This window comes from Psychrobacillus sp. FSL K6-2843, from assembly GCF_038626375.1.
Classification (GTDB): Bacteria; Bacillota; Bacilli; order Bacillales_A; family Planococcaceae; genus Psychrobacillus; species Psychrobacillus faecigallinarum.
In genome coordinates this window covers 3,885,142-3,907,032 of record NZ_CP152021.1, presented here as the reverse complement: position 1 = coordinate 3,907,032, position 21,891 = coordinate 3,885,142, and the positions used below count along the sequence as shown (strand labels likewise).

Annotated in this window: 37 protein-coding genes and 4 tRNA genes; all 41 read left to right on the top strand. The window is 37.2% G+C overall.

Annotated features, from left to right (window positions below; genetic code table 11):
- Positions 1 to 35 precede the first annotated feature (35 nt).
- The 41 genes from MKY94_RS19910 to sigW all read left to right on the top strand — a co-directional run bounded on the left by MKY94_RS19910 (position 36) and on the right by sigW (position 21,885).
- Positions 36 to 1,127 carry a DUF2213 domain-containing protein gene (locus MKY94_RS19910; RefSeq protein WP_342577698.1) on the top strand — a complete coding sequence of 364 codons (1,092 nt, stop codon included), beginning with the start codon at positions 36 to 38 and terminating at the stop codon, positions 1,125 to 1,127.
- Positions 1,128 to 1,129: 2 nt separating this feature from the next.
- Complete coding sequence (locus MKY94_RS19905; RefSeq protein WP_342577697.1) at positions 1,130 to 1,582, top strand: hypothetical protein; 453 nt, start codon at positions 1,130 to 1,132, stop codon at positions 1,580 to 1,582.
- 12 nt (positions 1,583 to 1,594) lie between these two features.
- The gene (locus MKY94_RS19900; RefSeq protein WP_342577696.1) at positions 1,595 to 2,500 is read left to right on the top strand and encodes a DUF2184 domain-containing protein; all 906 of its coding nucleotides are present in this window, start codon (positions 1,595 to 1,597) and stop codon (positions 2,498 to 2,500) included.
- 12 nt (positions 2,501 to 2,512) lie between these two features.
- On the top strand, positions 2,513 to 2,824 hold the full coding sequence (locus MKY94_RS19895; protein WP_342577695.1) for a hypothetical protein: 312 nt from the start codon (positions 2,513 to 2,515) through the stop codon (positions 2,822 to 2,824).
- Between the two features lie 15 nt (positions 2,825 to 2,839).
- Complete coding sequence (locus MKY94_RS19890) at positions 2,840 to 3,196, top strand: DUF4054 domain-containing protein (RefSeq protein WP_342577693.1); 357 nt, start codon at positions 2,840 to 2,842, stop codon at positions 3,194 to 3,196.
- Positions 3,196 to 3,666, top strand: coding sequence for a hypothetical protein (locus MKY94_RS19885; protein WP_342577692.1), 471 nt, complete (start codon positions 3,196 to 3,198; stop codon positions 3,664 to 3,666). Before MKY94_RS19890 ends, MKY94_RS19885 begins: the two co-directional genes overlap by 1 nt.
- Positions 3,666 to 4,022, top strand: a complete 357-nt coding sequence (locus MKY94_RS19880; RefSeq protein ID WP_342577691.1) for a hypothetical protein — start codon at positions 3,666 to 3,668, stop codon at positions 4,020 to 4,022. The genes MKY94_RS19885 and MKY94_RS19880 overlap by 1 nt, the downstream gene beginning before the upstream one ends.
- Complete coding sequence (locus MKY94_RS19875) at positions 4,015 to 4,482, top strand: hypothetical protein (protein WP_342577690.1); 468 nt, start codon at positions 4,015 to 4,017, stop codon at positions 4,480 to 4,482. The genes MKY94_RS19880 and MKY94_RS19875 overlap by 8 nt, the downstream gene beginning before the upstream one ends.
- Before the next feature lie 11 nt (positions 4,483 to 4,493).
- On the top strand, positions 4,494 to 5,495 hold the full coding sequence (locus MKY94_RS19870) for a DUF3383 family protein (RefSeq protein WP_342577688.1): 1,002 nt from the start codon (positions 4,494 to 4,496) through the stop codon (positions 5,493 to 5,495).
- A gap of 13 nt (positions 5,496 to 5,508) precedes the next feature.
- Positions 5,509 to 5,913 (top strand): DUF3277 domain-containing protein, encoded by a 405-nt coding sequence (locus MKY94_RS19865; protein ID WP_191697246.1) that lies wholly within the window; start codon positions 5,509 to 5,511, stop codon positions 5,911 to 5,913.
- A gap of 44 nt (positions 5,914 to 5,957) precedes the next feature.
- Positions 5,958 to 6,287, top strand: a complete 330-nt coding sequence (locus MKY94_RS19860; RefSeq protein WP_342577687.1) for a hypothetical protein — start codon at positions 5,958 to 5,960, stop codon at positions 6,285 to 6,287.
- A gap of 25 nt (positions 6,288 to 6,312) precedes the next feature.
- Positions 6,313 to 6,462, top strand: coding sequence for a hypothetical protein (locus MKY94_RS19855; protein WP_342577685.1), 150 nt, complete (start codon positions 6,313 to 6,315; stop codon positions 6,460 to 6,462).
- Between the two features lie 4 nt (positions 6,463 to 6,466).
- Entirely contained in the window at positions 6,467 to 8,491 is a 2,025-nt protein-coding gene (locus tag MKY94_RS19850; RefSeq protein ID WP_342577683.1) for a hypothetical protein, read from the top strand.
- A 2-nt stretch (positions 8,492 to 8,493) separates the two neighbouring features.
- Positions 8,494 to 9,075: a LysM domain-containing protein gene (locus MKY94_RS19845; protein WP_342577681.1), complete on the top strand. Its 582-nt coding sequence runs from the start codon at positions 8,494 to 8,496 to the stop codon at positions 9,073 to 9,075.
- 6 nt (positions 9,076 to 9,081) lie between these two features.
- A complete protein-coding gene (locus MKY94_RS19840; protein WP_342577679.1) occupies positions 9,082 to 9,396 on the top strand; it encodes a hypothetical protein in 315 nt (104 codons plus the stop codon).
- Positions 9,396 to 10,199, top strand: a complete 804-nt coding sequence (locus MKY94_RS19835) for a hypothetical protein (RefSeq protein WP_342577677.1) — start codon at positions 9,396 to 9,398, stop codon at positions 10,197 to 10,199. Before MKY94_RS19840 ends, MKY94_RS19835 begins: the two co-directional genes overlap by 1 nt.
- Positions 10,196 to 10,663, top strand: a complete 468-nt coding sequence (locus MKY94_RS19830; RefSeq protein ID WP_191697240.1) for a Gp138 family membrane-puncturing spike protein — start codon at positions 10,196 to 10,198, stop codon at positions 10,661 to 10,663. The genes MKY94_RS19835 and MKY94_RS19830 overlap by 4 nt, the downstream gene beginning before the upstream one ends.
- Positions 10,664 to 10,675: 12 nt before the next feature.
- Complete coding sequence (locus MKY94_RS19825; RefSeq protein ID WP_342577674.1) at positions 10,676 to 11,035, top strand: DUF2634 domain-containing protein; 360 nt, start codon at positions 10,676 to 10,678, stop codon at positions 11,033 to 11,035.
- The gene (locus tag MKY94_RS19820; protein WP_342577672.1) at positions 11,025 to 12,209 is read left to right on the top strand and encodes a baseplate J/gp47 family protein; all 1,185 of its coding nucleotides are present in this window, start codon (positions 11,025 to 11,027) and stop codon (positions 12,207 to 12,209) included. Before MKY94_RS19825 ends, MKY94_RS19820 begins: the two co-directional genes overlap by 11 nt.
- Positions 12,202 to 12,843 carry a hypothetical protein gene (locus MKY94_RS19815; RefSeq protein ID WP_342577670.1) on the top strand — a complete coding sequence of 214 codons (642 nt, stop codon included), beginning with the start codon at positions 12,202 to 12,204 and terminating at the stop codon, positions 12,841 to 12,843. The genes MKY94_RS19820 and MKY94_RS19815 overlap by 8 nt, the downstream gene beginning before the upstream one ends.
- Before the next feature lie 11 nt (positions 12,844 to 12,854).
- Positions 12,855 to 13,262: a hypothetical protein gene (locus tag MKY94_RS19810; RefSeq protein WP_342577669.1), complete on the top strand. Its 408-nt coding sequence runs from the start codon at positions 12,855 to 12,857 to the stop codon at positions 13,260 to 13,262.
- 13 nt (positions 13,263 to 13,275) lie between these two features.
- A complete protein-coding gene (locus tag MKY94_RS19805) occupies positions 13,276 to 13,677 on the top strand; it encodes a hypothetical protein (protein WP_342577668.1) in 402 nt (133 codons plus the stop codon).
- Positions 13,678 to 13,680: 3 nt separating this feature from the next.
- Positions 13,681 to 14,004, top strand: a complete 324-nt coding sequence (locus MKY94_RS19800) for a hypothetical protein (protein ID WP_342577667.1) — start codon at positions 13,681 to 13,683, stop codon at positions 14,002 to 14,004.
- A 23-nt stretch (positions 14,005 to 14,027) separates the two neighbouring features.
- Complete coding sequence (locus MKY94_RS19795; RefSeq protein WP_342577666.1) at positions 14,028 to 14,183, top strand: hypothetical protein; 156 nt, start codon at positions 14,028 to 14,030, stop codon at positions 14,181 to 14,183.
- Between the two features lie 89 nt (positions 14,184 to 14,272).
- Positions 14,273 to 14,746: a hypothetical protein gene (locus tag MKY94_RS19790; protein WP_342577665.1), complete on the top strand. Its 474-nt coding sequence runs from the start codon at positions 14,273 to 14,275 to the stop codon at positions 14,744 to 14,746.
- Positions 14,747 to 14,851: 105 nt separating this feature from the next.
- Positions 14,852 to 15,253 (top strand): hypothetical protein, encoded by a 402-nt coding sequence (locus MKY94_RS19785; protein ID WP_342577664.1) that lies wholly within the window; start codon positions 14,852 to 14,854, stop codon positions 15,251 to 15,253.
- Between the two features lie 12 nt (positions 15,254 to 15,265).
- The gene (locus tag MKY94_RS19780) at positions 15,266 to 15,550 is read left to right on the top strand and encodes a phage holin (RefSeq protein WP_342577663.1); all 285 of its coding nucleotides are present in this window, start codon (positions 15,266 to 15,268) and stop codon (positions 15,548 to 15,550) included.
- On the top strand, positions 15,544 to 16,308 hold the full coding sequence (locus MKY94_RS19775) for a peptidoglycan recognition family protein (protein WP_342577662.1): 765 nt from the start codon (positions 15,544 to 15,546) through the stop codon (positions 16,306 to 16,308). The genes MKY94_RS19780 and MKY94_RS19775 overlap by 7 nt, the downstream gene beginning before the upstream one ends.
- Before the next feature lie 127 nt (positions 16,309 to 16,435).
- Positions 16,436 to 17,335 carry an ATP-binding protein gene (locus MKY94_RS19770; protein WP_342577661.1) on the top strand — a complete coding sequence of 300 codons (900 nt, stop codon included), beginning with the start codon at positions 16,436 to 16,438 and terminating at the stop codon, positions 17,333 to 17,335.
- Positions 17,329 to 17,640: an STAS-like domain-containing protein gene (locus tag MKY94_RS19765; RefSeq protein WP_342577660.1), complete on the top strand. Its 312-nt coding sequence runs from the start codon at positions 17,329 to 17,331 to the stop codon at positions 17,638 to 17,640. Before MKY94_RS19770 ends, MKY94_RS19765 begins: the two co-directional genes overlap by 7 nt.
- 111 nt (positions 17,641 to 17,751) lie before the next feature.
- Positions 17,752 to 17,973 (top strand): transcriptional regulator, encoded by a 222-nt coding sequence (locus tag MKY94_RS19760; RefSeq protein ID WP_342577659.1) that lies wholly within the window; start codon positions 17,752 to 17,754, stop codon positions 17,971 to 17,973.
- Positions 17,973 to 18,173, top strand: coding sequence for a winged helix-turn-helix transcriptional regulator (locus MKY94_RS19755; protein WP_342577658.1), 201 nt, complete (start codon positions 17,973 to 17,975; stop codon positions 18,171 to 18,173). The genes MKY94_RS19760 and MKY94_RS19755 overlap by 1 nt, the downstream gene beginning before the upstream one ends.
- A gap of 15 nt (positions 18,174 to 18,188) precedes the next feature.
- Positions 18,189 to 18,569 carry a YolD-like family protein gene (locus MKY94_RS19750; RefSeq protein ID WP_342577657.1) on the top strand — a complete coding sequence of 127 codons (381 nt, stop codon included), beginning with the start codon at positions 18,189 to 18,191 and terminating at the stop codon, positions 18,567 to 18,569.
- Between the two features lie 10 nt (positions 18,570 to 18,579).
- Complete coding sequence (locus MKY94_RS19745; protein ID WP_342577656.1) at positions 18,580 to 18,741, top strand: hypothetical protein; 162 nt, start codon at positions 18,580 to 18,582, stop codon at positions 18,739 to 18,741.
- A 370-nt stretch (positions 18,742 to 19,111) separates the two neighbouring features.
- Positions 19,112 to 19,187, top strand: a tRNA-Val gene (locus MKY94_RS19740).
- Positions 19,188 to 19,208: 21 nt separating this feature from the next.
- A tRNA-Tyr gene (locus MKY94_RS19735) sits at positions 19,209 to 19,292 on the top strand.
- Positions 19,293 to 19,297: 5 nt separating this feature from the next.
- A tRNA-Gln gene (locus tag MKY94_RS19730) sits at positions 19,298 to 19,372 on the top strand.
- Positions 19,373 to 19,393: 21 nt separating this feature from the next.
- Positions 19,394 to 19,466: transfer RNA gene (locus tag MKY94_RS19725), tRNA-Ala, on the top strand.
- A gap of 112 nt (positions 19,467 to 19,578) precedes the next feature.
- Positions 19,579 to 20,157: a GNAT family protein gene (locus tag MKY94_RS19720; protein WP_225321622.1), complete on the top strand. Its 579-nt coding sequence runs from the start codon at positions 19,579 to 19,581 to the stop codon at positions 20,155 to 20,157.
- Between the two features lie 70 nt (positions 20,158 to 20,227).
- On the top strand, positions 20,228 to 21,133 hold the full coding sequence (rocF, locus tag MKY94_RS19715; protein ID WP_154312079.1) for an arginase: 906 nt from the start codon (positions 20,228 to 20,230) through the stop codon (positions 21,131 to 21,133).
- A gap of 176 nt (positions 21,134 to 21,309) precedes the next feature.
- Positions 21,310 to 21,885, top strand: a complete 576-nt coding sequence (gene sigW / locus MKY94_RS19710) for an RNA polymerase sigma factor SigW (RefSeq protein ID WP_154312080.1) — start codon at positions 21,310 to 21,312, stop codon at positions 21,883 to 21,885.
- Positions 21,886 to 21,891: the final 6 nt, after the last annotated feature.

Sequence of the window (21,891 nt, the reverse complement as noted above, 5' to 3'; positions counted from 1 at the left end):
AATGCGAGAATTGTACTGGAAGGGGGTGAAATTGATTGAAACTACAGCGTTATGACAGGTCCTATATTAAAGACTATGGAGAGACACCAGAGGGTTATTTAACGGTACAAGTGCCAATAACTCGTCCTGGTGTTTTTCCATATCAACGGCAAGATGGTACTGTTCAGATGGAAGCTAAGTTGCCAGATGAGATTTTTAATGATCGCACCATTCGTTCTGCCCGTTCTAAGCCAGTTACAGATGAGCATCCTAATGAGCCGGTGACGATAGACAACTATCAAAGTTACGCAAAAGGAATGAGCCATACGGATGCACGTGTAGAGGATTTAAAGTTATATGTGTCATTGACAATAACTGATAAAGAGCTTATCCAAAAGGTTTATGACGGTAAACGAGAAATCAGCATCGGATTCATGTCTGATGTGGTTGCTGAAAAAGGCACTTATAATGGGGAACAATATGATTTTGCACAACGTAATATTGAAATTAATCATATTGCCATTGTAGATCAAGGGCGAGCTGGTCCAGAGGTTGCTATTCGTTCTGATAGTGATGCATGGCAAATTCAAGATGAAAAAGGAGGAAGTACATTGGTTAAAATTAAGATTGAAGGTACAGAGTATGAAGTAGATCCAGTAGTGAAAGCACACATTGAGGCTTTAAAAGCTCAAAAAGAAACAGCAAAAGTAAAAGGTGACAGTTTAGATACCTTACAAGGTCGTTACGATGCATTAGAGGTAAAGCTTCAGAATACTGAACAAGAGCTAGCAACTGCAAAAGAAAATCAATTTTCTGCTGATGAATTAGATAAAAAAGTGGAAGAACGTGTGAATTTAATCAGCACTGCTAAGCCTTTACTTGGTGATTCATACGATTTTACTGGTAAAACAGAACGTGAAATCAAAGAAGCTGTTATAGCTACAACTAAATCAGAATTTAAAGGTGATGGTAAGTCAGATGACTATATCAACGCCTTTTTTGATGCAACTGTAGTACAAGTTGAAGCTAACGGATTTTCTAGCACTGGTACAAATAATGCTTTTACAGGTGACACTAAAACCAAGGAAAAAGAAATTGAAAAAATGAAAAACAAGCGCTTGAACATGCGTAAAGAAGGAGGGAAATAAATATGCCTATTACAAATTATCCTGAGTACATGTTACCAGCAGGTAAACCTGGCCAATTATCCAATTTCCAAGATTATATGGCAGACACGTATGCAGTAGAGACAGTGGTCCCTTTTGGTGCTGCAGTTCAATTAAACGCTGAAGGTACAGCTATTAAGCCTATTGCTACAGGAGGTACAGTTATCGGCATTGCTTTAGCACAAAATATTCACGATTACGTAGAAAAGAAAGACGACCAAAACTATCAAGTGGGTGAACCTGCTGCAATAGTAAAACGTGGTCGTATTTTTGTTGTCGCAGGCGGTGATGTTGTTAACGGTCATGCTGTTAAAGTAGACCCAGCAACACAAAAGTTTGTAGCTACTGGTGCTGCAGTTATAGACGTATCAAATGCAGTATTTAAAAGCAATGCTTCAGCTGATCAATTAGTAGAAATAGAAATTAACTTACCTTAGGAGGAACTTTACATGCCAACACAATCATACAGAGCGGACGCATTGATTCGTCCACAAGATTTAAATGCAATTGACAAGCGAGTATATGAGCCCCATGCTAACGAACTAAAAGCTCGCTCTATTTTCTCATTAAAAACAGATATCCCTGCAGGAGCAAAAACATACAGCTATGATGTGATGACGCGCTCTGGTGCTGCTAAAATATTAGCTCCAGGAGCTACTGATGTACCGTTAGTAGATGCAGATTTAACAGAAGAAACAGTGAAAATTTATTCTATAGCAGCTGCATTCAATATTTCAGTTCAAGAAGTACGTGAAGCGCAAATGGCTGGTCGCCAAATTGAGGTAACAAAAGCAGATACGGTTCGTAAAGCCATTGCTGAGAAAGAGAACCAAATTGCATTCTCAGGTGATTCTAAGCACAGAATAAAAGGCCTAACTGATGCGGTTGGTATTCAAGTTTATGCAGTACCACAAAATGAGGGCGGTACCTCTACTAAATGGGCTGATAAAACCGGTAAAGAAATTGTCGCAGATATCCGTAAAGCAAAAAATAAGATCAATAAATTAAATGGCCATGAGGCAGATACTTTACTTCTTACCCCTGATTCTTCCGAGGAATTAGAGAAACCATTTAACGACTTTACACAGCAAACGGTATTGGAGTATATCCGTTCTCAAAATTGGTTTAAACGAATTGAGACAATCAATGATTTAAAAGGCAAAGGAGTAGCTAATAGCAATTGTTTCGTTGTATTAGACTCATCTCCTGATGTTGTTGAACTTGGAATACCATTAGATATTACTCGTCACCCACAAGAATACGCTTTTCCAAACACGAAAGTACCGTTTGAAGAGCGCACAACAGGATTAATTATTCGCTATCCAATGGCTATTTGCCGTGCGGATGGTATTTAAGGAGGAACCTACATGTTAGTACAAAATAAAGGTAATCACTCATATCAAGCAAATGGTTTAACCCTGGTACCAGGTACAAATAAAGTAGGAGAGCAAGAATTTGAACAATTTCTTGCTCATCCTTTGATGGCTCACTTAGAAGAAACGGGAGAATTTGTTTATGAAAAGGATAAATCAAAACCATCTGCTAAAGAAGTAATAGCTATGATTGAAGACGCTTTTGACATTGATATGCTTAAAGCTTTGAAGGAAGATGAGGACCGTAAGACTGTTCGAGATGCAATTGACAAACGTATCGAAGAGTTATCTAATCCCGAAAAATAAGGGAGAGTGAATTATATGTTAACCACACTAGAAAGGGTTCGCATGTTGAGTGATGAGTTTACGGCGGTTACTGAAGAACGCTTAACAATGTATATAGAGGATGCTTCGCTTGAAGTGTCCTCTTTAAATGTGCCTAAGTCTTACCAAGAGCGATTGGCTCGTTATTTAACGGCTCATTTAGTTACTTTAAGTTTGATTTCTTCCCGTGCTGTAATTAGAGAAAAAGTGGATGTAATTGAACGTCAATATAGTGAACCCAATAAAAATATGGGCCTACTTGCAACCAAATATGGACAAGAATTTCAACGTATTTTAGAAGAAATCGAAGAACAATTAAAACCTAAAAAGACAATTAATTTGGTGGTGTTCTAATGGCCGGTATCAACATTCGCGTTACTGACAGAAACAATATTCCACAATTAATTAAAAATTTAAGGGATTTGAAAAGATTTACTGTTGAGGTCGGGGTATTTGGAGATGATGATTCTTTTTATGCAATGATTGCAAATGTTCATGAATTTGGAGTGACCATTCAAAAGGCAAGTGGGTCGATTATTATTCCAGAGCGTTCATTTCTGAGGACTACTTTTGATGAAAAACAAACTGAGTGGGCTCAATTTGCCAAAAGGCAACTTAAAAACGTTCTTGATTTTAAAATAGACGCTAGGACACTATACGAGCGTTTAGGTGCTCGAATGGTAGGAGATATTCAAGAGAAAATAACTGATATTGAAGCACCGCCAAACGTATCTTCAACCATTCGGAAAAAAGGTTCTAGTAATCCACTAATCGATTCAGGGGATTTGCGCAGGCGTATAACCTACAAGGTGGTGCAGAAATAATGCCTGAAATTATGATTTTTAAAGAAGTAATCGATCAAAATAGTGTCCCGTTCATAGCATTCATTGAAAATGAAGGGCAATATATTAATGGAAAATGGGTTAATGGGAAGCCTACGGAAATTCCTATGAGCGGAATTATTCTGCCTTTAAGTAATGATGACTTGAAATACGTTGAAAATGGCACTTATACAGTAAAGGAAAAGAAGGTATATACTACATTGCCACTTGATATTGGCACGCAAGTAATGTACAAGAATGATTTTTATACCATACAAGCCTTTAAAGATTACAGTGAATTTACTGACGTCTGTATATATTTGATGAGATGGCGCGAAGGAGTCGGTTTGCATGATTAAGTATGATGATATATGGATTCCCTTGCATAAAGGATTATCCACATATACCGGCATTCAAGTGATTCAAGCCGAGGGTATAGGAAAACAACCCGCCTACCCGTTTTTTTCTATTAAAAAGACAACTATTGCACAAGGTGTCGGTCAACCAGTCCAAAAAATTTCAGGGACTACTGCAAGGATTGAACAAGACTTTGAATCAGTCTTATCAATTACTTGTAATGCATCAGTAATCGAAGATGCAGAAGATTATACACAAAAAGCACGTGCTTACTTCTTAGGGCGTGGACATATTGAATTATCAGATGAAAACATTACAGTAGTTGATGTATTAAACGCAACGAACCGTGATGTTTTTTTAACTGTTGATTATGAAAGAAGATGCGGATTTGACTTGCGATTACGTGTACGAGGTCAGGAATCGTTTGAAACAGATGTAATCGAGAAGATAACAATTAATTAGGAGGGGTAAATATGCCACTAAAAGACGTTACAGTCATTATCAATATCAAAAAGCCGTCGGCCTTAACAGGACTTGGAACACCGTTGATATTGGCTCAAAAAACAGGTGCACCGTCATTTAAAATTTACGGAGATATTGATGGTGTAAAGGCAGACTTTGCTGAAAGTACTGATACTTATAAAGCAGCTCGTGTTGCCTTTAAACAAGGGGATACAAGCACGGCTAAAGTTGCAATTGCCACATATGACGGCACAGAAATAACTGCGGCACAAACGCTTGCAAAATATTATAACGAAGATTGGTACTTTGTATCTTTAGCGACAGGTACGGTAGCAGACTATATTGCAATTTCTGATGTAGTAGAAGGAGAAGGTTTTAAATTAGCCGCGCATACTGTTGATAGTATTGAAGATTTAACAACGTTATCAGTTAAAAAATACGATCGTACCTTTGTTATGATGCATGACAAGTTAAATCAATACCCTCACTTAGCGTTAATAGGTGGGCATGGTTCTAAGCCTGTTGGTTCCATCACATACAAATTTAAAAAATTAATAGGAGTGGATCCTGCACCATATGATGCCACCACGTTACTTGCAATCCATGCTTTAAATGGCTTCGCATATGTTGCGAAAAACGGTAACTATCAAACATCAGAAGGTACTTTACTATCAGGTGAATATATTGATGTCATTCACGGTAAAGACTGGGTGAAAGTAAATATGGAGCAAGCAATATCTACTTTATTTGTAAATAATGACAAGATTTCTTTTGATGATGTTGGAATTCCGCAAATAGAAGGTGAGGCACGCACCATTTTAGAAATAGGAGCACAACAGGGCATCATTGCACTTGATGAAGCTGAACTACCACTTTATACGCTTACTGCTAAAAGACGTTCCCAAACGAATGCTGCTGATCGTGTAGAGCGTCACTATAAAGGACTATCATTTAGCTTTGAACTTGCAGGTGCAATTCATGAAACAACTGTTAATGGAGAAATGGTTTACTAAGGAGGGGTAATTAATGACAGGACATATTGGAACATATGATGCTCGGAAAGTAGTAACAACTGTCGGCGGTATATTTATAACGGGTTATGCTGATGGCACAATGGTAAAAGCATCAAAAGACAATGATAACTTTGAAGCTTCTAGTTCAGCGCAAGGTGATGCAGTGGTATCTATAAATGGAGATGGCATGGGAACGATTGAAATCACTCTTAATCAAACATCGCCATCTATTTCAGTGCTAGATGGTTTTGCTAATGCTCGTTCTATGGTGCCAATTTGGGTGAACTCAAATAACGAAGTAAAAGAGGTTGTCGGCGGGACTAAAGCAATGATCACGAAACCAGCAGACAAAGAATTTGGTAAATCAGCTTCAAGTCGTGTGTACACAATTAAAGTATTTGACTACGCAGTTAAATAAATCGAAAGGAGAGTGAGCCGAGTGCTTACTCTTTTTAATTTGCTATGAAAAAAAGACATATAACAAATCACTTAAAAAGAAAAGAATGGGAGAGAAAAGCAATGGCTAAAAAAGGTGAACAAAAAACATTTGAAACAAAAAAAGGTGATAAATATATATTTCAACACCCGGGGTTACGTGAAGCTGTACGCATGCGTGATAATGCTAAGAATGAACATGGTGTTCAGCAAGGAGAAAAACTTTACGACTCAATGATGGAACATGTGATCTTTAAAGAAGATGGAAGTAAGGTAAACTTCGAACATTTCGAGGAAGTAGGGGGATTTTCAGAAGTAATGTCCGAGGCAGTTAAATTTACCTTTCAAGAGAGCTAAACCAATACATGTACATCGACAAACGGTGGATGAGAATTGGGTATTCTGGCGACCTATTATGGAAGGGAAACTTAGCTATGAACGTGCTGAGACTATGACACTGGATGAGTTATTAGAATTTAACGCAGCCATAGATAGCTATGCAGATCGATTAAAAGAAGCGAGGGGAGGTTGATTGAATGTCCTTACGTGATGCAGTCGTAGAAATTGGCATGGACATAGCAGATGAGCCCCTTGTTGCACTTGATAGAAAAATAGATGCAGTAATAAGTTCTTTAAGAGGCATTGATGTCTCTGCGATTGATAGTGCAATAGATGAAGTTGGCGACTTAACAAACGAATTTGATGATCTAGAAGAATCGGTTAGGGATGTAACAGGTGAAGTTGGAAACTTAGATGATACTAACTTGAGTCGGCTAGATGGAGAAGTAAAAAAAGCAGACAAGGGAATGGGTTTTTTTAAGAAAGCTGTCATAGGTGTAGGTTCAGCATTGTTAGCTTTAGGTATCGGTACTGCATTGAAGGATTTTTCAACGGGGGCTATTGAAGCGGCAGCTAGCGCCAAAGCCATGAATGCCCAATTTGATGCTGTATTTGAAGGTATTGAAGAGAGTTCTTCAGCCAGTCTTAATAAAATCGCTGAAGATACAGGTATGTTACCCAATAGATTAAAAGGTAGTTTTACACAAATGGCGGCTTTTGCAAAAACTACAGGAGTGGATACAGCTGCAGCCTTAAATTTGGCGGAAAGATCAACTAAAGCAGCCGCCGACAGTGCGGCTTTTTATGATAAATCCATCGAAGAAGTTTCGGAAACTATGCAGTCATTTTTGAAAGGTAATTTTGAAAATGATGCTGCATTAGGTATATCTGCAACAGAAACAACAAGAAATGCAAAAGCCAATGAATTATATGGGAAATCGTTTATTAAACTTTCAGAGGCAGAGAAACAACTAACTTTAATTGGTATGGTTGAAGACGGAAATAAACTTGCAGGAGCTCTAGGACAAGCTGCTGTTGAATCTGACAGTTTTGAAAACCAAATGGGAAATTTAAAACAAGCGTGGCAGGATTTTTTAGATAAAGCAGGAACGCCTATTTTAGATCAAGCAGTTGGTGCATTGTCTTGGATGAGTGACATAATTTCCAATATTAACCCGGGACCGTTTATGGCTTTTGTTTCAGATGGAATCAGTGGATTATCCTCATTGAAGGATGTAGTTTTAGATACATTTAATATGTTAAAAGAGGGAGATATCTTTAGTTTATCTGATAAATTAGGGCTTCCTCCAGAAATCATTGATACTTTTTTATCTTTTGGTGAGACAGTAATGGGAGTCTTTAACACAGGTAAATCAGCAGTATCTTCTTTTGTAGAGGGAGTCATAGTTCCTTTAATGCCTGTAGCGCAAGAATTTATCGGTGTTGCAATGGGCTTCATTGGAAACATTGTAGGCGGTGCTATGAATATTTTTAGCACTCTATCTAGCATAGTTATGGGATTTGTTGAGGGAGTCATAGTCCCTTTAATGCCTACTGCCAAGTCTGTAATAGAAACTGTTTTTAACGTGATATCTCCTATACTTCGCATAGCTGGAAGTTTGTTTGGGGTTGTCTCTGGAGCTGTAAAGTTTTTAGTAACTGAAATAATAGTACCTTTATTACCTTTAGCCTCTGCAACACTTGCTGAAACTTGGAATTACATGAAACCAGTGCTTGATGCAATTACATGGGCTTTTAATGGTATAGCAGATGCAGTTGAATGGGTAATCGACAAATTAGGTGCAGTTGGAAAAGCCATAAAGAACTTTGATATCGGTGACAAGATTAGTGGTGTCGTTTCGAAAGTTACCGGAAGCTTACCCGGTTTTGAAGTAGGCCTTGGACGAGTGCCTTATGACGAAATGCCAGCACTTTTGCATAAAGATGAGGCCGTTTTACCTGCAGACGAGGCAGATGCATTAAGAAACGCAGGTATATTAAAAGGTGACGGCACAGATCCAACTTTGGACTTTGATGGAGAAAGTTACAACAGTGCCCCGGCTATAAGAAGTAGTACGACAAATACTAGCGTACAAGCTCCAATTCAAATAATCGTTCAAGGGTCCGACAAACCACAAGAGACTGCAAGAAGTATTAAAGAAGAATTAGAAGGTTGGTATAGCGATTTAAGTACTGTATTTCCAGTCATATTGGAGGGGTAGAGATGGCAAAAATAAACGGAATACAAATTCATGTAGAGAAAGAAAGTCTTCAGAATGATGTTGATTTGCCCTCTCATCCAGTAGAGAAGGGAATTAACCTTACAGATCACGTTGACCGAAAACCAGTCGTTCTTTCTATCAGTGGAAAATTGATAAGACCAGATGATACAGCATTGGAAACACTTCTAGGTAGATTATCTACTATTGAAACAAAAGGCACTATAGTAATCTATGAAGGTCGCAGAATCTATCACAATATGATGATTGCGGCCTTTTCTCATGATGCCGATTCAAAAATAATGAACGGGTTTAATTTTAGCATGACACTAAAAGAAGTTCGATTTGCAGCACCTTCATATGTGTCTTTACCTAAGAAAACCAAAGCTGCAGTTGCAGGTGTATCTTCTGTTGGCCGTAAGCAAACAGCGAATAAAAAGAAGTCTCCAGTCTACCATGTAGCCAAAAAAGGGGACACTTACTATGATATTGCTGAAAAATATGGAGCCAAATGGCAAGATGTACAGAAAAATAACAAGTATCCGGCTAAGCAGATTCCAATCGGAGCAAAAATAAAAGTGGGGTGATGAGGAATGAACTTTGAGTATATAGAAATTGAAAAAGAGCTTATTCCTTATCGTTTTGAAATTGAACTAGGGGCAGAATTGTTTGAACTCGAGATCCATTACAATTTAGTACATGATTTTTTCACAATCGATTTATATAAAGATGGTGAGGTTTTGGTTTGTGGAGAAAAAATAACCTATGGTGTGCCATTATTTTCAGAAGTTTATGATTCTCGCTTTCCTGGTCCTACCATTATACCGATTGACGAATCTGGTCTGGAGAATCGAGTAACCTTTGAAAATTTGAATGAGACAGTGTTCTTAAGGCTGGTGAATGATTGATGAGTACCGTTCAATTTGGACGTATCACCGAGATTATTACAGGTGATTTAAATATGTCTAGTGAATCATTAGAGATAGAATTTGAAATACCATTCGATGATGATCCGGACCCAAATGTAAGCGAAATTCTTGTATACAACCTTTCAGATACAACACTTAGTAAACTTAAAAAAGGTGTTCAGGTTACCATGAATGCTGGATATAAAGAGGATAAGGGAGTCATACTTTCTGGCTTCATCTCAAAGGTGGCATCTGAAAAGGGCGGTGCTGACAGGGCTACGAGGGTATCTGTTATAGATAGCCAGCCAATTGATAATAAGAAGACATTAAAAAAGTCTTTCAAAAAAGGAATTAAAGGTGAACAACTATTAAAAGAGCTCTCTAAGGTCCTCGGTTTGAAAATAGCTGTTATCAAGTTACCTAAGAATGTTGTCTATAAAAAAGGATTCTCGGTTAACGGGCCCATCGTGGATGCGATGAAGAAGATTGCAAAAGATTGTGAAGCAAGCTTCTATATCAGTCGTTCCAATGTTTATATTCGCTCAATCAAAGAGGGAGATAACACTCAATTTATCCTTAACTCTGACACTGGGTTGATTGGTTCACCTGAATATTTCGAGGAAGAAAAGGATGGCAAGGTGGTAAAAGGTTATAAAGTAAAATCATTGCTTCAATATCGGATGAATACGGCTTCTATTATTGAACTGCAGTCTGTTTTTGTTAAAGGGAAATACAGAGTCCGCAAAGGTAAGCATTATAGACGAGGAGACGCTTATTACACAGAAGTAGAGGTGATTGCATGAGTAATTCCTCTGAGTTTTATTCTAATTTCAAGAATCAAATACTTCTTTCTATCAATACCTGTATGCCTTGCGAAGTGCTTTCTTACAATGAAGGGAGCCGTACCGCTAAGATTCAGCCGTTATTTATGGTCAAAGAAGTAAATCGCTCTCCTGAAAAGCTTTCTGTTTTGGAAGATGTGCCTGTACTGTTTGAGCGAGTGAAAATAAATAACGGCCAAGAAATCAAAGTAACCATTCCTGAAGGTGAACATGGTGGACATAGTGGTGGAGATGGCAAGCATATTCACACGAAATTAAAGTTTGAGGAAGAAGTGGAGAATGTTCCGGTTCTAAAGAGTGGTGACGTGGTGTTAGTTGTCTTTGCTCAACGAAGTATTGACGATGCTGCAGAAGGAAAGCTTGTCTATCCTGGAGCCTCAAGATTGTTTGATATTCATGATGCTATTATTGTTGGTTTGTTATAGAGAGGTGAGTAAATGAAAACATTGGCATTAACAGATGATGGAGATTTACTTTTCGAGAATGGTGATTTTAAGCTTATAGAAGGTGTTCTAGAGGTAAAGCAAGTATTAACTATCTCCTTGTCTACCAACTTAAAAGAGTGGTTTTTAAACCCAGATTTAGGACTAGATTTTATGAAGCTTCTTGAAAAGCCAACGGATGAAGAAATAAGGTCAGAAATCATTCGAGTAATTGGTCAAGAGGATAGAGTAGAGCTAATTAATGACGTACAAATTATACAAGATCGCAAGCTGAGAAAGCTGAGTGTAAAATATGATGTTCAATTAATAGATGGCCAGACGCTGAATGAGGAGGTGGTATTAGGTGGCGCTTAATTCCAGTGGATATAAAAGAAAGACGTTTGATGATTTACTATCAGACATGTCAGCCAAAGCAAAACAAGTATTTGGTGAAAATGCTAATGTTTCTGAACGGTCAGTATTGGGCATATTGTTAAGAATCATGGCATGGTTTCTTTCCTTGGCATGGCAAGACAATGAAAATGTTTATTACTCGGCTTATCGAAAAACTGCAGAAGGAGCACAATTAGATATGCTTCTACCCTACGCAGGGATAACAAGGAATTTAGATCAATATTCGTTTGGATCTTTAGAAATAACCGGCACACCTAATCATTTGGTGAGTGCTGGTTTTTTAGTTTCTAAAAAAAATACGGACATATTCTTTGAAACTACAGAGGATTTAATTCTAAGTCCTTTAGGTAAGGGAATAGTTGAAATCAAAGCTTTGGAGTTAGGAACTGCTGGTAACACTGCAGCTAACACCATTACAGAAATAGTAAATCCAGATGCAGATGTATTAAGTGTAACAAATATCACTGAAACAAAAGGCGGACGTGAAAAAGAAACAGATTTAGAGGCTCGTGAGAGAGCATCTATTACAGTAGAGGGAATTGGATCAGCAACTACTAATGCTATCAGAACTAACTTATTAAAGATTCCCTCTATTCGGGCTGCAACAGTGAAAGAGAACTTTGGAGATGTTCCCGATGAATATGGAACTCCCATGAGGGCTTTTCAGGCGTTTGTCCTTGGAGGCACCGACCAAGAAATAGCTGCAGCAATATTTGAGAAAAAAGCTGGAGGTATTCAACCATATGGAACTACCTATGTAGATGTTATTGACGATAGTGGGAATCCACAGCAAGTAGGTTTTACCCGTGCAATTGAAATACCTATTTACATTAAAGCAACAATCAACACAAACACCGCATTTCCGAGTAATGGTATCGAACAAGTGAAGTCCATGTTGATTAGATACATTGGAGGTTCTGATGTAGATTCAACTATCTATGCAGGTCTAAATATGGGGGAAGATGTGATTGAATCTCGTTTAATTGCACGCACCTTTCAAGTACCTGGTATAGAAGATGTATCCATACAGTTATCCACGGATGGGATTGACTATAGCGATTCTAATATATTTATTGGTTTACAAGAGGTAGCTCAATTAGATGCTAACAACATTGAGGTGACGGTGATTGTTTAATACAAAGTTGATTATGAGCCGTTTTGTTGATTACTTTGCCAAACATCCAAGCTCTAACCTTTCTAAATTAATTAGTATTTTTTCGGATGAATTAATGGAACTTCAACGAACGAATAAATCGATATTAGAATGGCGAGATATAGACAAGGCAAGAGGAAAGGCGCTTGATTTAATTGGTGAAAATGTAAGTCAATCACGAGGAAAGGCTACTGATGAAGTCTATCGTATTTTATTAAAATCGAAGATTGCTAGAAACCTTTCGGATGGCTCTATTAATACCATTATTCAGGTTATATCCATCGCGTTATCCACAGAACCATCCACAATTAAGATAGTGGAAAAATGGAATGATATAGATGGGCCAGAACCTGCAGCAATAAAGCTAATTGAGTTGCCACTCACTAAAATTAATGAGGCTGGCTTAGATCCTCTTAACTTTATTCGAATTATTCAAAGGACCGTTGCAGCCGGAGTAAAAGTTGGAACTATCGAATTATCAGGCACATTCGAGTTTGGCGATGAAACAAATGCTATCGACATTGTAAAAGGCTTTGGAGATATTAATGACGAATCCATTGGCGGTTATCTAGGTGCTATTTATACACCGAACACTGACAATGAATTACCGATATAGGGGGGATATACATGGCAGAACTATTACCAACTTGGAACGCGGTAGGTGCTGAACCGCCTGCTGAATTGAAAACAACCGGTTGGCAACCCGGAATGAAGCCTTCAGCTCAACATATGAACTGGTTATTTAACCGAATTTATAAATGCTTAGAAGAAATTCAAGCTGGCGGAGGTACAGAAGAATTAGAAAGAGAACTAGCTGCCTTACAATTTTCTCTTACGACGCACTTGGCCGATAATGAGAAACATGTTACACCTCAAGAACGCATTGGTTGGAATGCAAAGGAAGACAAAAATAATAAAAACAAACCGGGCGGCTACGTCGGTTTAGATGCGAATAGCAAAATAAACCCGGCTCAGTTGCCGGATGCAACAAGACTGGATTTAGAGTATTTGAAAATAAATTATAGCAACTTTTAAAGGAGGAAAAAGAATGGGAGTTAGTGCGAGAAGGGTTTTCGGCGCTACCACTTTTAATAATTCGCCGCCATTAGTGGCAGTAATTGAAAGCGGAAAAAGCGGAATGTTACGCATTGCTAGGGTAGATACAAACTTAAGTACACTCGGGGTTAAAATAGAGATTGACGGAGTTATTTATGCAAATGCTTCATTTATAGACTTATTTAATAATCAAAGCCAGGGAGCCGCTAGACAGGTTTTTGGTATGCCCATTAATTATGCTCCTACAAATGTTTTGAATGTAGACAATGCCGCAAGGCTGTTAAACATTCCCTTTAATGATTCATTAAAAATTACATTAAATGCGGGAACAAATACAAATATAAACTGCAGTTACAGTTTTGAATATGTAGTAGATATAAAGGGGAGTGTTTAGTGCATGGGACTAGTAATCTATAGAAAATCAGATAACAAAGTAGAAATGGAAGTCATACAGTACCCCTTGCATGATACAGAAATTTTTGAGAAGTTTATTGCAAACGGTGGACATAAAGCTACTGAGTTCGGAACAATAGAAATCACAGAAGATGAAATAGCAACGGCAATGCAAAAAGAAATTATCATTGTAGATGGTCAGATTACTTTTGGTGAGGATAGGAATCCAGTAGTACCTGAACCATTAATTCCTTCTGAAGCAGATGCGTTAACAGACTATATCGTCGATGTGGATTACCGAGTAACAATGATTGAATTAGGTCTATAAAATAACAGAATGGAGAATGCAAAATGAACTTAACTTACAGAGCATGCAAATCACAAATTGAGCGTCAATCGTATATTTCAAAAGAGGATATGCAACAGAAACTAGATATTTTTTTAGTCGGAGACCGCATTACACAACCCCAATATGAAGAGCTTTCAGCACAATTAAACGCAGCATAAGCTAGCGTTATTTTTTATGTCTATAATCTGATAAACCTTGAAGGAATTCACCCTTTTCTGTCGAATTGATGGGAGAGGGGGAATTTATCTTGAACTACACTGCTAAAAGTATTTATAATACAGCAAATAGTTTTTTAGCTGCGAGTAATGCGTTGAATGAAAAACTATCTTATACAAATGATATTGACACTTATATTGCTCCAATAATTACAAACACTTCTTTTTGCATAGAACTATATATAAAATGTATTTATATGATTGAAAAGGGCCAACCAATACACGGACATTTCCTAGATAAACTTTATCGAAAGTTAAGCAAAGAAAGTAGAGACATTATTGAGGCATTGTACGATATGTTGTTACAGCAAAGCCCATCGGATATAGCTTTGAAACAGAAGGCACCTGGTATGAAGTCTGATATAGGGACTGTATTAGAGGATATGGCCGGTGCATTCATAAAATGGAGATATAGACATGAAGGCGGTCTTACTGGATTTCAAGCAAGCGGTCCGATTATTGATGCACTAAGACATAGAATTAAAATGTTAGAACCGGAATGGTAACACTTCATTTTAGGAACATATTGCGTCGTAACAACATAATAAGAATTATCTTAAAGTGCGTCCAAATCGGGCGTTCTTTTTATTTTATATAAAAGGGGTGAGAGGGTGACAGCAGTAGTTGGTTCTATGCAAGATGCATTTGAAAAAGTCGGAGAACACCATGAATTAATTCACCGCGATATTATTCCGCGGGTGGAAGTTTTAGAAAAAGAACATTCGGTATTTAAGCAAGAAATGACGGCATTGAAATCCGAAATAATTGGGATGCAAAAAGGACAGAAGGAGTTAGAAGTAACGGTAATGAAGGATGGAAAAGAAACAAGAGAGCTTCTTAAACCTTTTGCAGATCACGTGTTAAGTCAGGCACAATATGGAGCTCAAACCGAAAGAGAAATCGCCATCAAAAAATTGGACACTAAAGACAAGGCGACAGTGGCATTATACGGTGCCATTGGTAGTGGCGGTTTAGTTACAATTATCGCTGGCATTATAGCTTTATTTAAATAGGAGGAATTCACAATGAAATTAAATTTAAAAGTACGTCTTAAAAATCCAGTATTTATTTTTCAACTAGTATTAACTGCATTTGCTCCAATCCTTGCTTATACAGGTCTTAGTTGGGAAGGGTTGACTACTTGGCAGTCTGTGGGGGATTTAATTGTACAAGCATATAGTAATCCCTTTCTATGCGGTTTAGTTGCTATTGCTTTATACAACCAATTGACAGACCCTACAACCGAAGGGCATTTTGATTCTTCACAGGTGATGAAGTATGACAAACCTAAGGAGGATGGCAAATGGTGAAAATACAAGATATTCGCCAAAAAGTTGCCCCGTCTAAAACTAGAAGAAATATCAATCAAATAAAAAAAGTAGCACGTCATCATTCAGCAACAACGAGTGGTGACTATTTTGCTTTTTGGAACAATCGTTGGAAAGGTTTGGGATGGACTAAGGGTGGCTACCATGAAATTATTTTACGTGATGGTACTGTTCAACTTTGCTATGATCCATACTATCCTACAAATGGCATTGGTAATCACAATACTGAAACTTATCATATCTGCGTGGTTGGAAACGGCAGCTTTACCGAAGTACAAGAAAAAGCATTTGAAGAACGATGCTTATTAGCTCTACAAAACTTTGGATTGAGTGTAGAAGATGTGCTTGGTCATAATGAGTTTAGTGGTACTGCAACCTCATGTCCTGGGATTAATATGAACAATGTGAGAAAACGACTTAAAGAGCTGCAAACACCTGACAAGGCAGTTGGAGGTGTCACAAACACAGATAAAATCATGTGGGGTAAGACAGAGCTAAAAAAAGGTCAAATTGGAAAGATTACGATTATTAAGCCTATTAACCTGTGGACGGAAAAAGACGGAAAGCTAATGGAGGTTCGTGTTTTAAATCCTGGAGAGGAATACAGAGTATATGACTATCGTGAGGAATTCGACGGGCAGTATAATGTGGGAGACGGACATTGGATTACTAAAATGCCGGAACATATTAAATATGAAACACCTTCTAAAGCTATGTTGGAACGATTAAATAATAAGTAATAAGAATCCCTTTCCACTTTAAATTGTGGGAAGGGCTTTTTTCATTTAGTTAAAATGGATAGACAATACATAAATTCTAATGGTATAGTATAAAAACCATATTTTACTAAAAAGTGAGGATTTTTGATTGAAAATATATCTTCCTAGAAAATTAAACAGAAGTTACATAAATGATTTGATGAAAAACATTGTTGGGAAAGATTTAAAACCCACCCATCAAGAATTAAGCTTTGATTTTACTAATTTGTCTTTTATAGAGCCATCTGGAATAACAACCTTAGGAAATACATTTGAATGGCTTGTGAAAAACGGGACTAAGACAAGCATAACTATACCCAATAAAATTGGTCTTAACAGGCATTGTCCGATAAAATACTTAGATGATTCTGAGTTTTTCCTAAGGTTTACGGGAAACAAATTGGAAGATGATTCAAGCGTTAGACCAACTACAATCCCTTTACAAAAAGTAACATATGAAAATAGTCATCAATGGCTAACTGGTACATTTACTCCGTGGCTTGCACATAGACTAGGTGTAAGAAATTCTGTTTTAGGGAATATAGAAATGTGTCTGGGTGAAATATTTAATAATATAATAGATCATTCCACTGAAAACCTTGGATGTATTTTTGCTCAACATTTCCCAGGCCAAAATCGTTTAGTGATAAGTATTGCAGACTTTGGTATAGGGATTCCCGAAAACATTAGAAAAATTAATAAGGAAGTGGACGATGCAGAAGCATTAGAACTAGCGATACAGGAAGGCGTATCGTCAAAAACTTCACCAAGAAATATGGGTGCAGGATTATATACTTTAATCCGCAACGTAGTTCTTAGTACGGAGAGTTCAGTAAATATACATTCCGGGTATGGTATATTGAATACTTATTTTGGAAATGATAATATTGATATATCATCTGAAATCGCAGATGGTTATTACCCAGGTACCTTTTTGGAAGTAAATATTGATACCAATGTATTACTTGAAGAGGACAAAGAAGAATATGAGGAGGAGTTCGTATGGTAGTGGTTAATGTATTAAATCATGTAGAACGCTGTTACTCCAATGAAGACGGGACAAAAATATTTAAGTTAGTAACTAAATATTTTAACAAAGGAGAAATAGTAATTCTTTCTTTCGAAGGAGTAAATAGTTTAACATCAAGTTTCACTAATACTGCATTAATTGAATTATTGAAAGAATATGACTTTAATTACATCAAAAACAACCTTCGTTTTACAAATTCTAACAAAAATATTAATGAAATGATTAAAAATCGATTTGCATTTGAGGTTAATAGAATGAATCAGAAGGAATTGATCACAGTCTAAATATTATTGTTAAGAGAGCGCCTGATTAGGCGCTTTTTTTTATTTCCCTAAAATTTCAAGTTGCAAAATCAAACGTTTGTTCGTATAATAATTAAAAAGGAGGGAACAAATGTGCGTATTTCAATTTTAAAATCGATGAAAACCAATCAAGTGTCTGAAATGATCTACATGAAAAATAGCGGTGAAATCAGTAAAAGAAGAGTGAAGGTGTTGAGTGTAAAAAATGATTCTTTCCAAGCTTATTGTTTCTTGAGAGGTACAAAAAGGATATTTAAAATTGAGAATGTACTTGCCTTTGTTCCTATTATATATAAAGAAAGAACGGTGATTTGATGAAGAAGAGACAGCAGGATATTTATAAATTTATTGAAGAATACATATCTGAACAACATTACTCACCTACTGTAAGAGAAATAGCCAAGGCAGTTGGGTTAAGTTCTACAGCCACCGTACATGGGCATCTGAAGAGAATGAGGAGAAAAGGGTACATTGATTTTATCGACTCTCGTCCTAGAACCATACAAATAATATAAAAGGGAGTATGGTGTATGAGCATACATGATGAGTTTTTCGAAGAAATCAAAAAATCTAAGTATCCGATAGATCCTCGAAGAAATATTAAATGGGGAACATCTATGATGCTTACCGAACATGTGGCAATGCTGCGTGATTATCATGAAGAAGTTAAAAGAGCTCCTAAGCCAGAATTAACTGAGTACGACTATGTAACATTATCTGAAGCAATCGAGCTAGCTTATATTACAAAAGGTGACACAAAAATAAAGCGCTGGAAAGATGGACAATTTATTTATAGTAGAGGAATCATTGAGGAAATAGATTTAAAGCATAGAAAAATACAACTTCAGGACCCCTTTTATTCCCTATCATTAAAGTTAGATGAAATAGTCGATGTAACTATAATGGATTAAGGAGTAGTTTATGGAAAAGACTAAAGAGCAATTAGAACTTGATCAATTAGTAAATGAGTTATTAGCAAACACACCCAGAGACAAAATCGATATTTATATAGAAAAAATTAAGGAATTAAAAGTAAGACCATTTGATTCTTCTAAAAGTTTTACGAGTCAAAAGATAAAATAGAATATAGCCAAAAAGAAACCACTCCATAAAAGAGTGGTCTTTTTTATAGGAAGAAACTATCTGGAAAATACAAATCTGTGCCCAACGTGTGACCAAAGACAGACAATCTGTGACCAATGAAGATTGAAGAAGAATATTTTTGAAAGTATTGGTGATGAAAATCCTTGCCAAATAAACTATTTGAAAGTAGAATAAATTAAGTGGTTTCTAGGAGCTTAACTATGGTAAGGAAGAGGTCACCGGTTCAAATCCGGTTGGAAGCTTTTCTCATTACTAAAAGCAGGGAAAACATACATAAAAAAGTGCTTGTTTTGAAGATAGCTTTATGCTAAAATATTTATTGTCCGGTTTTTAATTAGGACACAGCAACGGAGGATTAGCTCAGCTGGGAGAGCATCTGCCTTACAAGCAGAGGGTCGGCGGTTCGAGCCCGTCATCCTCCACCATTTATGTTTTATGATTAGCCTGGAGGGGTAGCGAAGTGGCTAAACGCGGCGGACTGTAAATCCGCTCCTTAGGGTTCGGCGGTTCGAATCCGTCCCCCTCCACCAGTTATTGGGGTATAGCCAAGCGGTAAGGCAACGGATTTTGATTCCGTCATGCCCTGGTTCGAATCCAGGTACCCCAGCCATTATAACTCAGCATAAATTGTGGGGCCTTAGCTCAGCTGGGAGAGCGCCTGCCTTGCACGCAGGAGGTCAGCGGTTCGATCCCGCTAGGCTCCATCTATAAAACTCTTTCCATTTAATATGGGAAGAGTTTTTTTGATTCAAAAAATATATTCATCATACTCTAAAAGCGTTATGATTAGAAAAAAGAACAAAGGGTGTGTAATCGGTGGAAAAATTAACTCATAAAGACGTTACGTTAAGGTTATTAACCGAATCGGATATATCTATGCTATGGGAGCTATACGAGCCTAGCGTATTTAAATATATGCTAAATAAGATAGAGGATGAGCAGCAGTTAAGGCAATGGCTACAAGCTGGTATTGAGCAGATGAATGACCAAAAAAATGCTATTGCTTATGTAGTAGAACACACTACTACCAAAAAAATAATGGGTACTACTCGCATTTATAATATAGATCGAGTTAATCATGCTTGTGAAATCGGTTCTACTTTCTATGGAAAACAATATCAACGTACACATGTGAACACGACATGTAAACTTTTGCTGCTCAATTATTGCTTTGAAGATCTTGGTATGATCCGCGTACAGTTTAAAACTGATGAGCTAAATTTGCCATCTCAACAAGCAATTGAAAGGATTGGGGGTATCAGAGAAGGTGTGTTAAGAAATGAACGCATCAGGTCTGATGGAACAGTTAGAAATACAGTGGTATACTCCATTGTGGATTATGAGTGGGCAGAGGTTAAAAAACAACTAAAGTTTTTATTGAATAAATATACATAAAATTGCTCGGTTGAGCCAACTGACCCTTAGGATTTACAATGGATGTATGAACTGAAGGGGGTATAAAATAATGAATAAATTAAATGTATCAATTATCGGTGTTCCTATGGATCTTGGGCAAAATAGAAGAGGAGTCGACATGGGACCTAGTGCCATACGATATGCTGGTGTCGTTGAGCGTTTAAAAGCTCTTGGGTATACGGTGAAAGATGAAGGAGACATTTTAATCAGTCAAACTAGAGAAGAAAAGTCACCTAATACAACTCTTCGAAATTTAGAACAAGTGATAGAAGCAAATACAGCTTTAGCTAACAAAGTCCATTCCGTTGTGACAGAAGGAGAATTTCCACTTGTCCTTGGAGGAGACCATAGCATTGCAATTGGTACATTAGCAGGGCTCTCGGATCAATATGAAAATCTAGGTGTTATTTGGTATGATGCTCATGCTGACTTAAACACAGCTGAAACATCTCCATCAGGTAATATTCACGGAATGCCGCTAGCAGTAAGTATCGGCCTAGGTCATGATGATTTAGTGAATATCCGTGACTTTGCGCCAAAGATTAAACCGGAGAACATTGTAATCATCGGAGCACGTTCAGTTGACCCAGGGGAAAGAGAACTGATTAAAGAAAAAGGTATTAAAGTTTTCTCCATGCATGAAATAGATAAACTCGGGATGACAGAGGTTATGAATCAAACAATGGCTTATTTCCTAGAACGTAAAGTAGACGGAGTTCATTTATCATTAGATTTAGATGGACTAGATCCACTTTATACTCCTGGAGTTGGGACACCAGTACCAGGTGGAATAAGCTATCGTGAAAGTCATTTAGCTATGGAAATGCTGTATTCTTCCCATTTAATTACTTCAGCGGAGTTTGTGGAAGTAAACCCTATCCTGGATGAAAAAAATAGAACAGCTGATGCGGCAGTCGCACTTATGGGCTCATTATTTGGAGAAAGTTTAATATAATTGTTTTAAGTATTTTTTTGAAAAGCAGGCAAATGGTCTGCTTTTTCTTTTTTTAAAATCAACACAAAGCTGGAAATGTTTGATAAAATTAAAAATAACATAAAAAAATGAAACCTGTTGAATCCTTAAACGTATAGGTAGAGACAGCCGCATAGAGCGGAGGGGAAAATCACACGATGGATGCGTTAGTTAACAAGAGAATAAAACAAGTGTTAAAAGGAGATAAAGACGCATTCGCGGAGATTGTCGACCTTTACCAAAATAGGCTTTTCCAAGTTTGCTATCGAATGCTTGGCAATCGTCACGAGGCTGAGGACATTGCACAGGAAGCATTTGTGCGAGCCTATATTAATATTCACACGTTTGATCAAAAAAGAAAATTTTCAACATGGCTTTATCGTATAGCAACAAACTTATGTATCGACCGTATACGTAAAAAAAAGCCTGATTATTATTTAGATGCAGAAGTAAAGGGTACGGAAGGTCTAGATATGTATTCCCAAATTGCAGCGTCTGAGGAACTTCCTGAAGAAGAACTGATGAAGCTAGAGCTACAAGAAAGAATTCAATATGAGATTAGCAGGCTTCCTGATAAGTATCGATCCGCAATTGTACTTAAATATATGGAGGAATTATCTTTACAGGAAATTAGTGAAATTTTAGACCTCCCATTGGGTACAGTGAAAACAAGAATTCATAGAGGTCGGGAAGCACTTCGAAAACAATTAAGTAAACAACCTAATCTATTATAGGAGGAA

Bases quoted from the DNA above. Each gene is read 5' to 3' on its own strand.
- MKY94_RS19800 (WP_342577667.1), top strand. From the start codon at position 13,681: ATGGGACTAGTAATCTATAGAAAATCAGATAACAAAGTAGAAATGGAA.
- MKY94_RS19900 (WP_342577696.1), top strand. From the start codon at position 1,595: ATGCCAACACAATCATACAGAGCGGACGCATTGATTCGTCCACAAGAT.
- MKY94_RS19805 (WP_342577668.1), top strand. From the start codon at position 13,276: ATGGGAGTTAGTGCGAGAAGGGTTTTCGGCGCTACCACTTTTAATAAT.
- MKY94_RS19905 (WP_342577697.1), top strand. From the start codon at position 1,130: ATGCCTATTACAAATTATCCTGAGTACATGTTACCAGCAGGTAAACCT.
- MKY94_RS19830 (WP_191697240.1), top strand. From the start codon at position 10,196: ATGAGTAATTCCTCTGAGTTTTATTCTAATTTCAAGAATCAAATACTT.
- MKY94_RS19750 (WP_342577657.1), top strand. From the start codon at position 18,189: ATGAGCATACATGATGAGTTTTTCGAAGAAATCAAAAAATCTAAGTAT.
- MKY94_RS19775 (WP_342577662.1), top strand. From the start codon at position 15,544: ATGGTGAAAATACAAGATATTCGCCAAAAAGTTGCCCCGTCTAAAACT.
- MKY94_RS19890 (WP_342577693.1), top strand. From the start codon at position 2,840: ATGTTAACCACACTAGAAAGGGTTCGCATGTTGAGTGATGAGTTTACG.
- MKY94_RS19875 (WP_342577690.1), top strand. From the start codon at position 4,015: ATGATTAAGTATGATGATATATGGATTCCCTTGCATAAAGGATTATCC.
- MKY94_RS19795 (WP_342577666.1), top strand. From the start codon at position 14,028: ATGAACTTAACTTACAGAGCATGCAAATCACAAATTGAGCGTCAATCG.
- MKY94_RS19840 (WP_342577679.1), top strand. From the start codon at position 9,082: ATGAACTTTGAGTATATAGAAATTGAAAAAGAGCTTATTCCTTATCGT.
- MKY94_RS19810 (WP_342577669.1), top strand. From the start codon at position 12,855: ATGGCAGAACTATTACCAACTTGGAACGCGGTAGGTGCTGAACCGCCT.
- MKY94_RS19895 (WP_342577695.1), top strand. From the start codon at position 2,513: ATGTTAGTACAAAATAAAGGTAATCACTCATATCAAGCAAATGGTTTA.
- sigW (WP_154312080.1), top strand. From the start codon at position 21,310: ATGGATGCGTTAGTTAACAAGAGAATAAAACAAGTGTTAAAAGGAGAT.
- MKY94_RS19780 (WP_342577663.1), top strand. From the start codon at position 15,266: ATGAAATTAAATTTAAAAGTACGTCTTAAAAATCCAGTATTTATTTTT.
- MKY94_RS19880 (WP_342577691.1), top strand. From the start codon at position 3,666: ATGCCTGAAATTATGATTTTTAAAGAAGTAATCGATCAAAATAGTGTC.
- MKY94_RS19745 (WP_342577656.1), top strand. From the start codon at position 18,580: ATGGAAAAGACTAAAGAGCAATTAGAACTTGATCAATTAGTAAATGAG.
- MKY94_RS19870 (WP_342577688.1), top strand. From the start codon at position 4,494: ATGCCACTAAAAGACGTTACAGTCATTATCAATATCAAAAAGCCGTCG.
- MKY94_RS19850 (WP_342577683.1), top strand. From the start codon at position 6,467: ATGTCCTTACGTGATGCAGTCGTAGAAATTGGCATGGACATAGCAGAT.
- MKY94_RS19765 (WP_342577660.1), top strand. From the start codon at position 17,329: ATGGTAGTGGTTAATGTATTAAATCATGTAGAACGCTGTTACTCCAAT.
- rocF (WP_154312079.1), top strand. From the start codon at position 20,228: ATGAATAAATTAAATGTATCAATTATCGGTGTTCCTATGGATCTTGGG.
- MKY94_RS19860 (WP_342577687.1), top strand. From the start codon at position 5,958: ATGAAAAAAAGACATATAACAAATCACTTAAAAAGAAAAGAATGGGAG.
- MKY94_RS19845 (WP_342577681.1), top strand. From the start codon at position 8,494: ATGGCAAAAATAAACGGAATACAAATTCATGTAGAGAAAGAAAGTCTT.
- MKY94_RS19835 (WP_342577677.1), top strand. From the start codon at position 9,396: ATGAGTACCGTTCAATTTGGACGTATCACCGAGATTATTACAGGTGAT.
- MKY94_RS19755 (WP_342577658.1), top strand. From the start codon at position 17,973: ATGAAGAAGAGACAGCAGGATATTTATAAATTTATTGAAGAATACATA.
- MKY94_RS19825 (WP_342577674.1), top strand. From the start codon at position 10,676: ATGAAAACATTGGCATTAACAGATGATGGAGATTTACTTTTCGAGAAT.
- MKY94_RS19865 (WP_191697246.1), top strand. From the start codon at position 5,509: ATGACAGGACATATTGGAACATATGATGCTCGGAAAGTAGTAACAACT.
- MKY94_RS19885 (WP_342577692.1), top strand. From the start codon at position 3,196: ATGGCCGGTATCAACATTCGCGTTACTGACAGAAACAATATTCCACAA.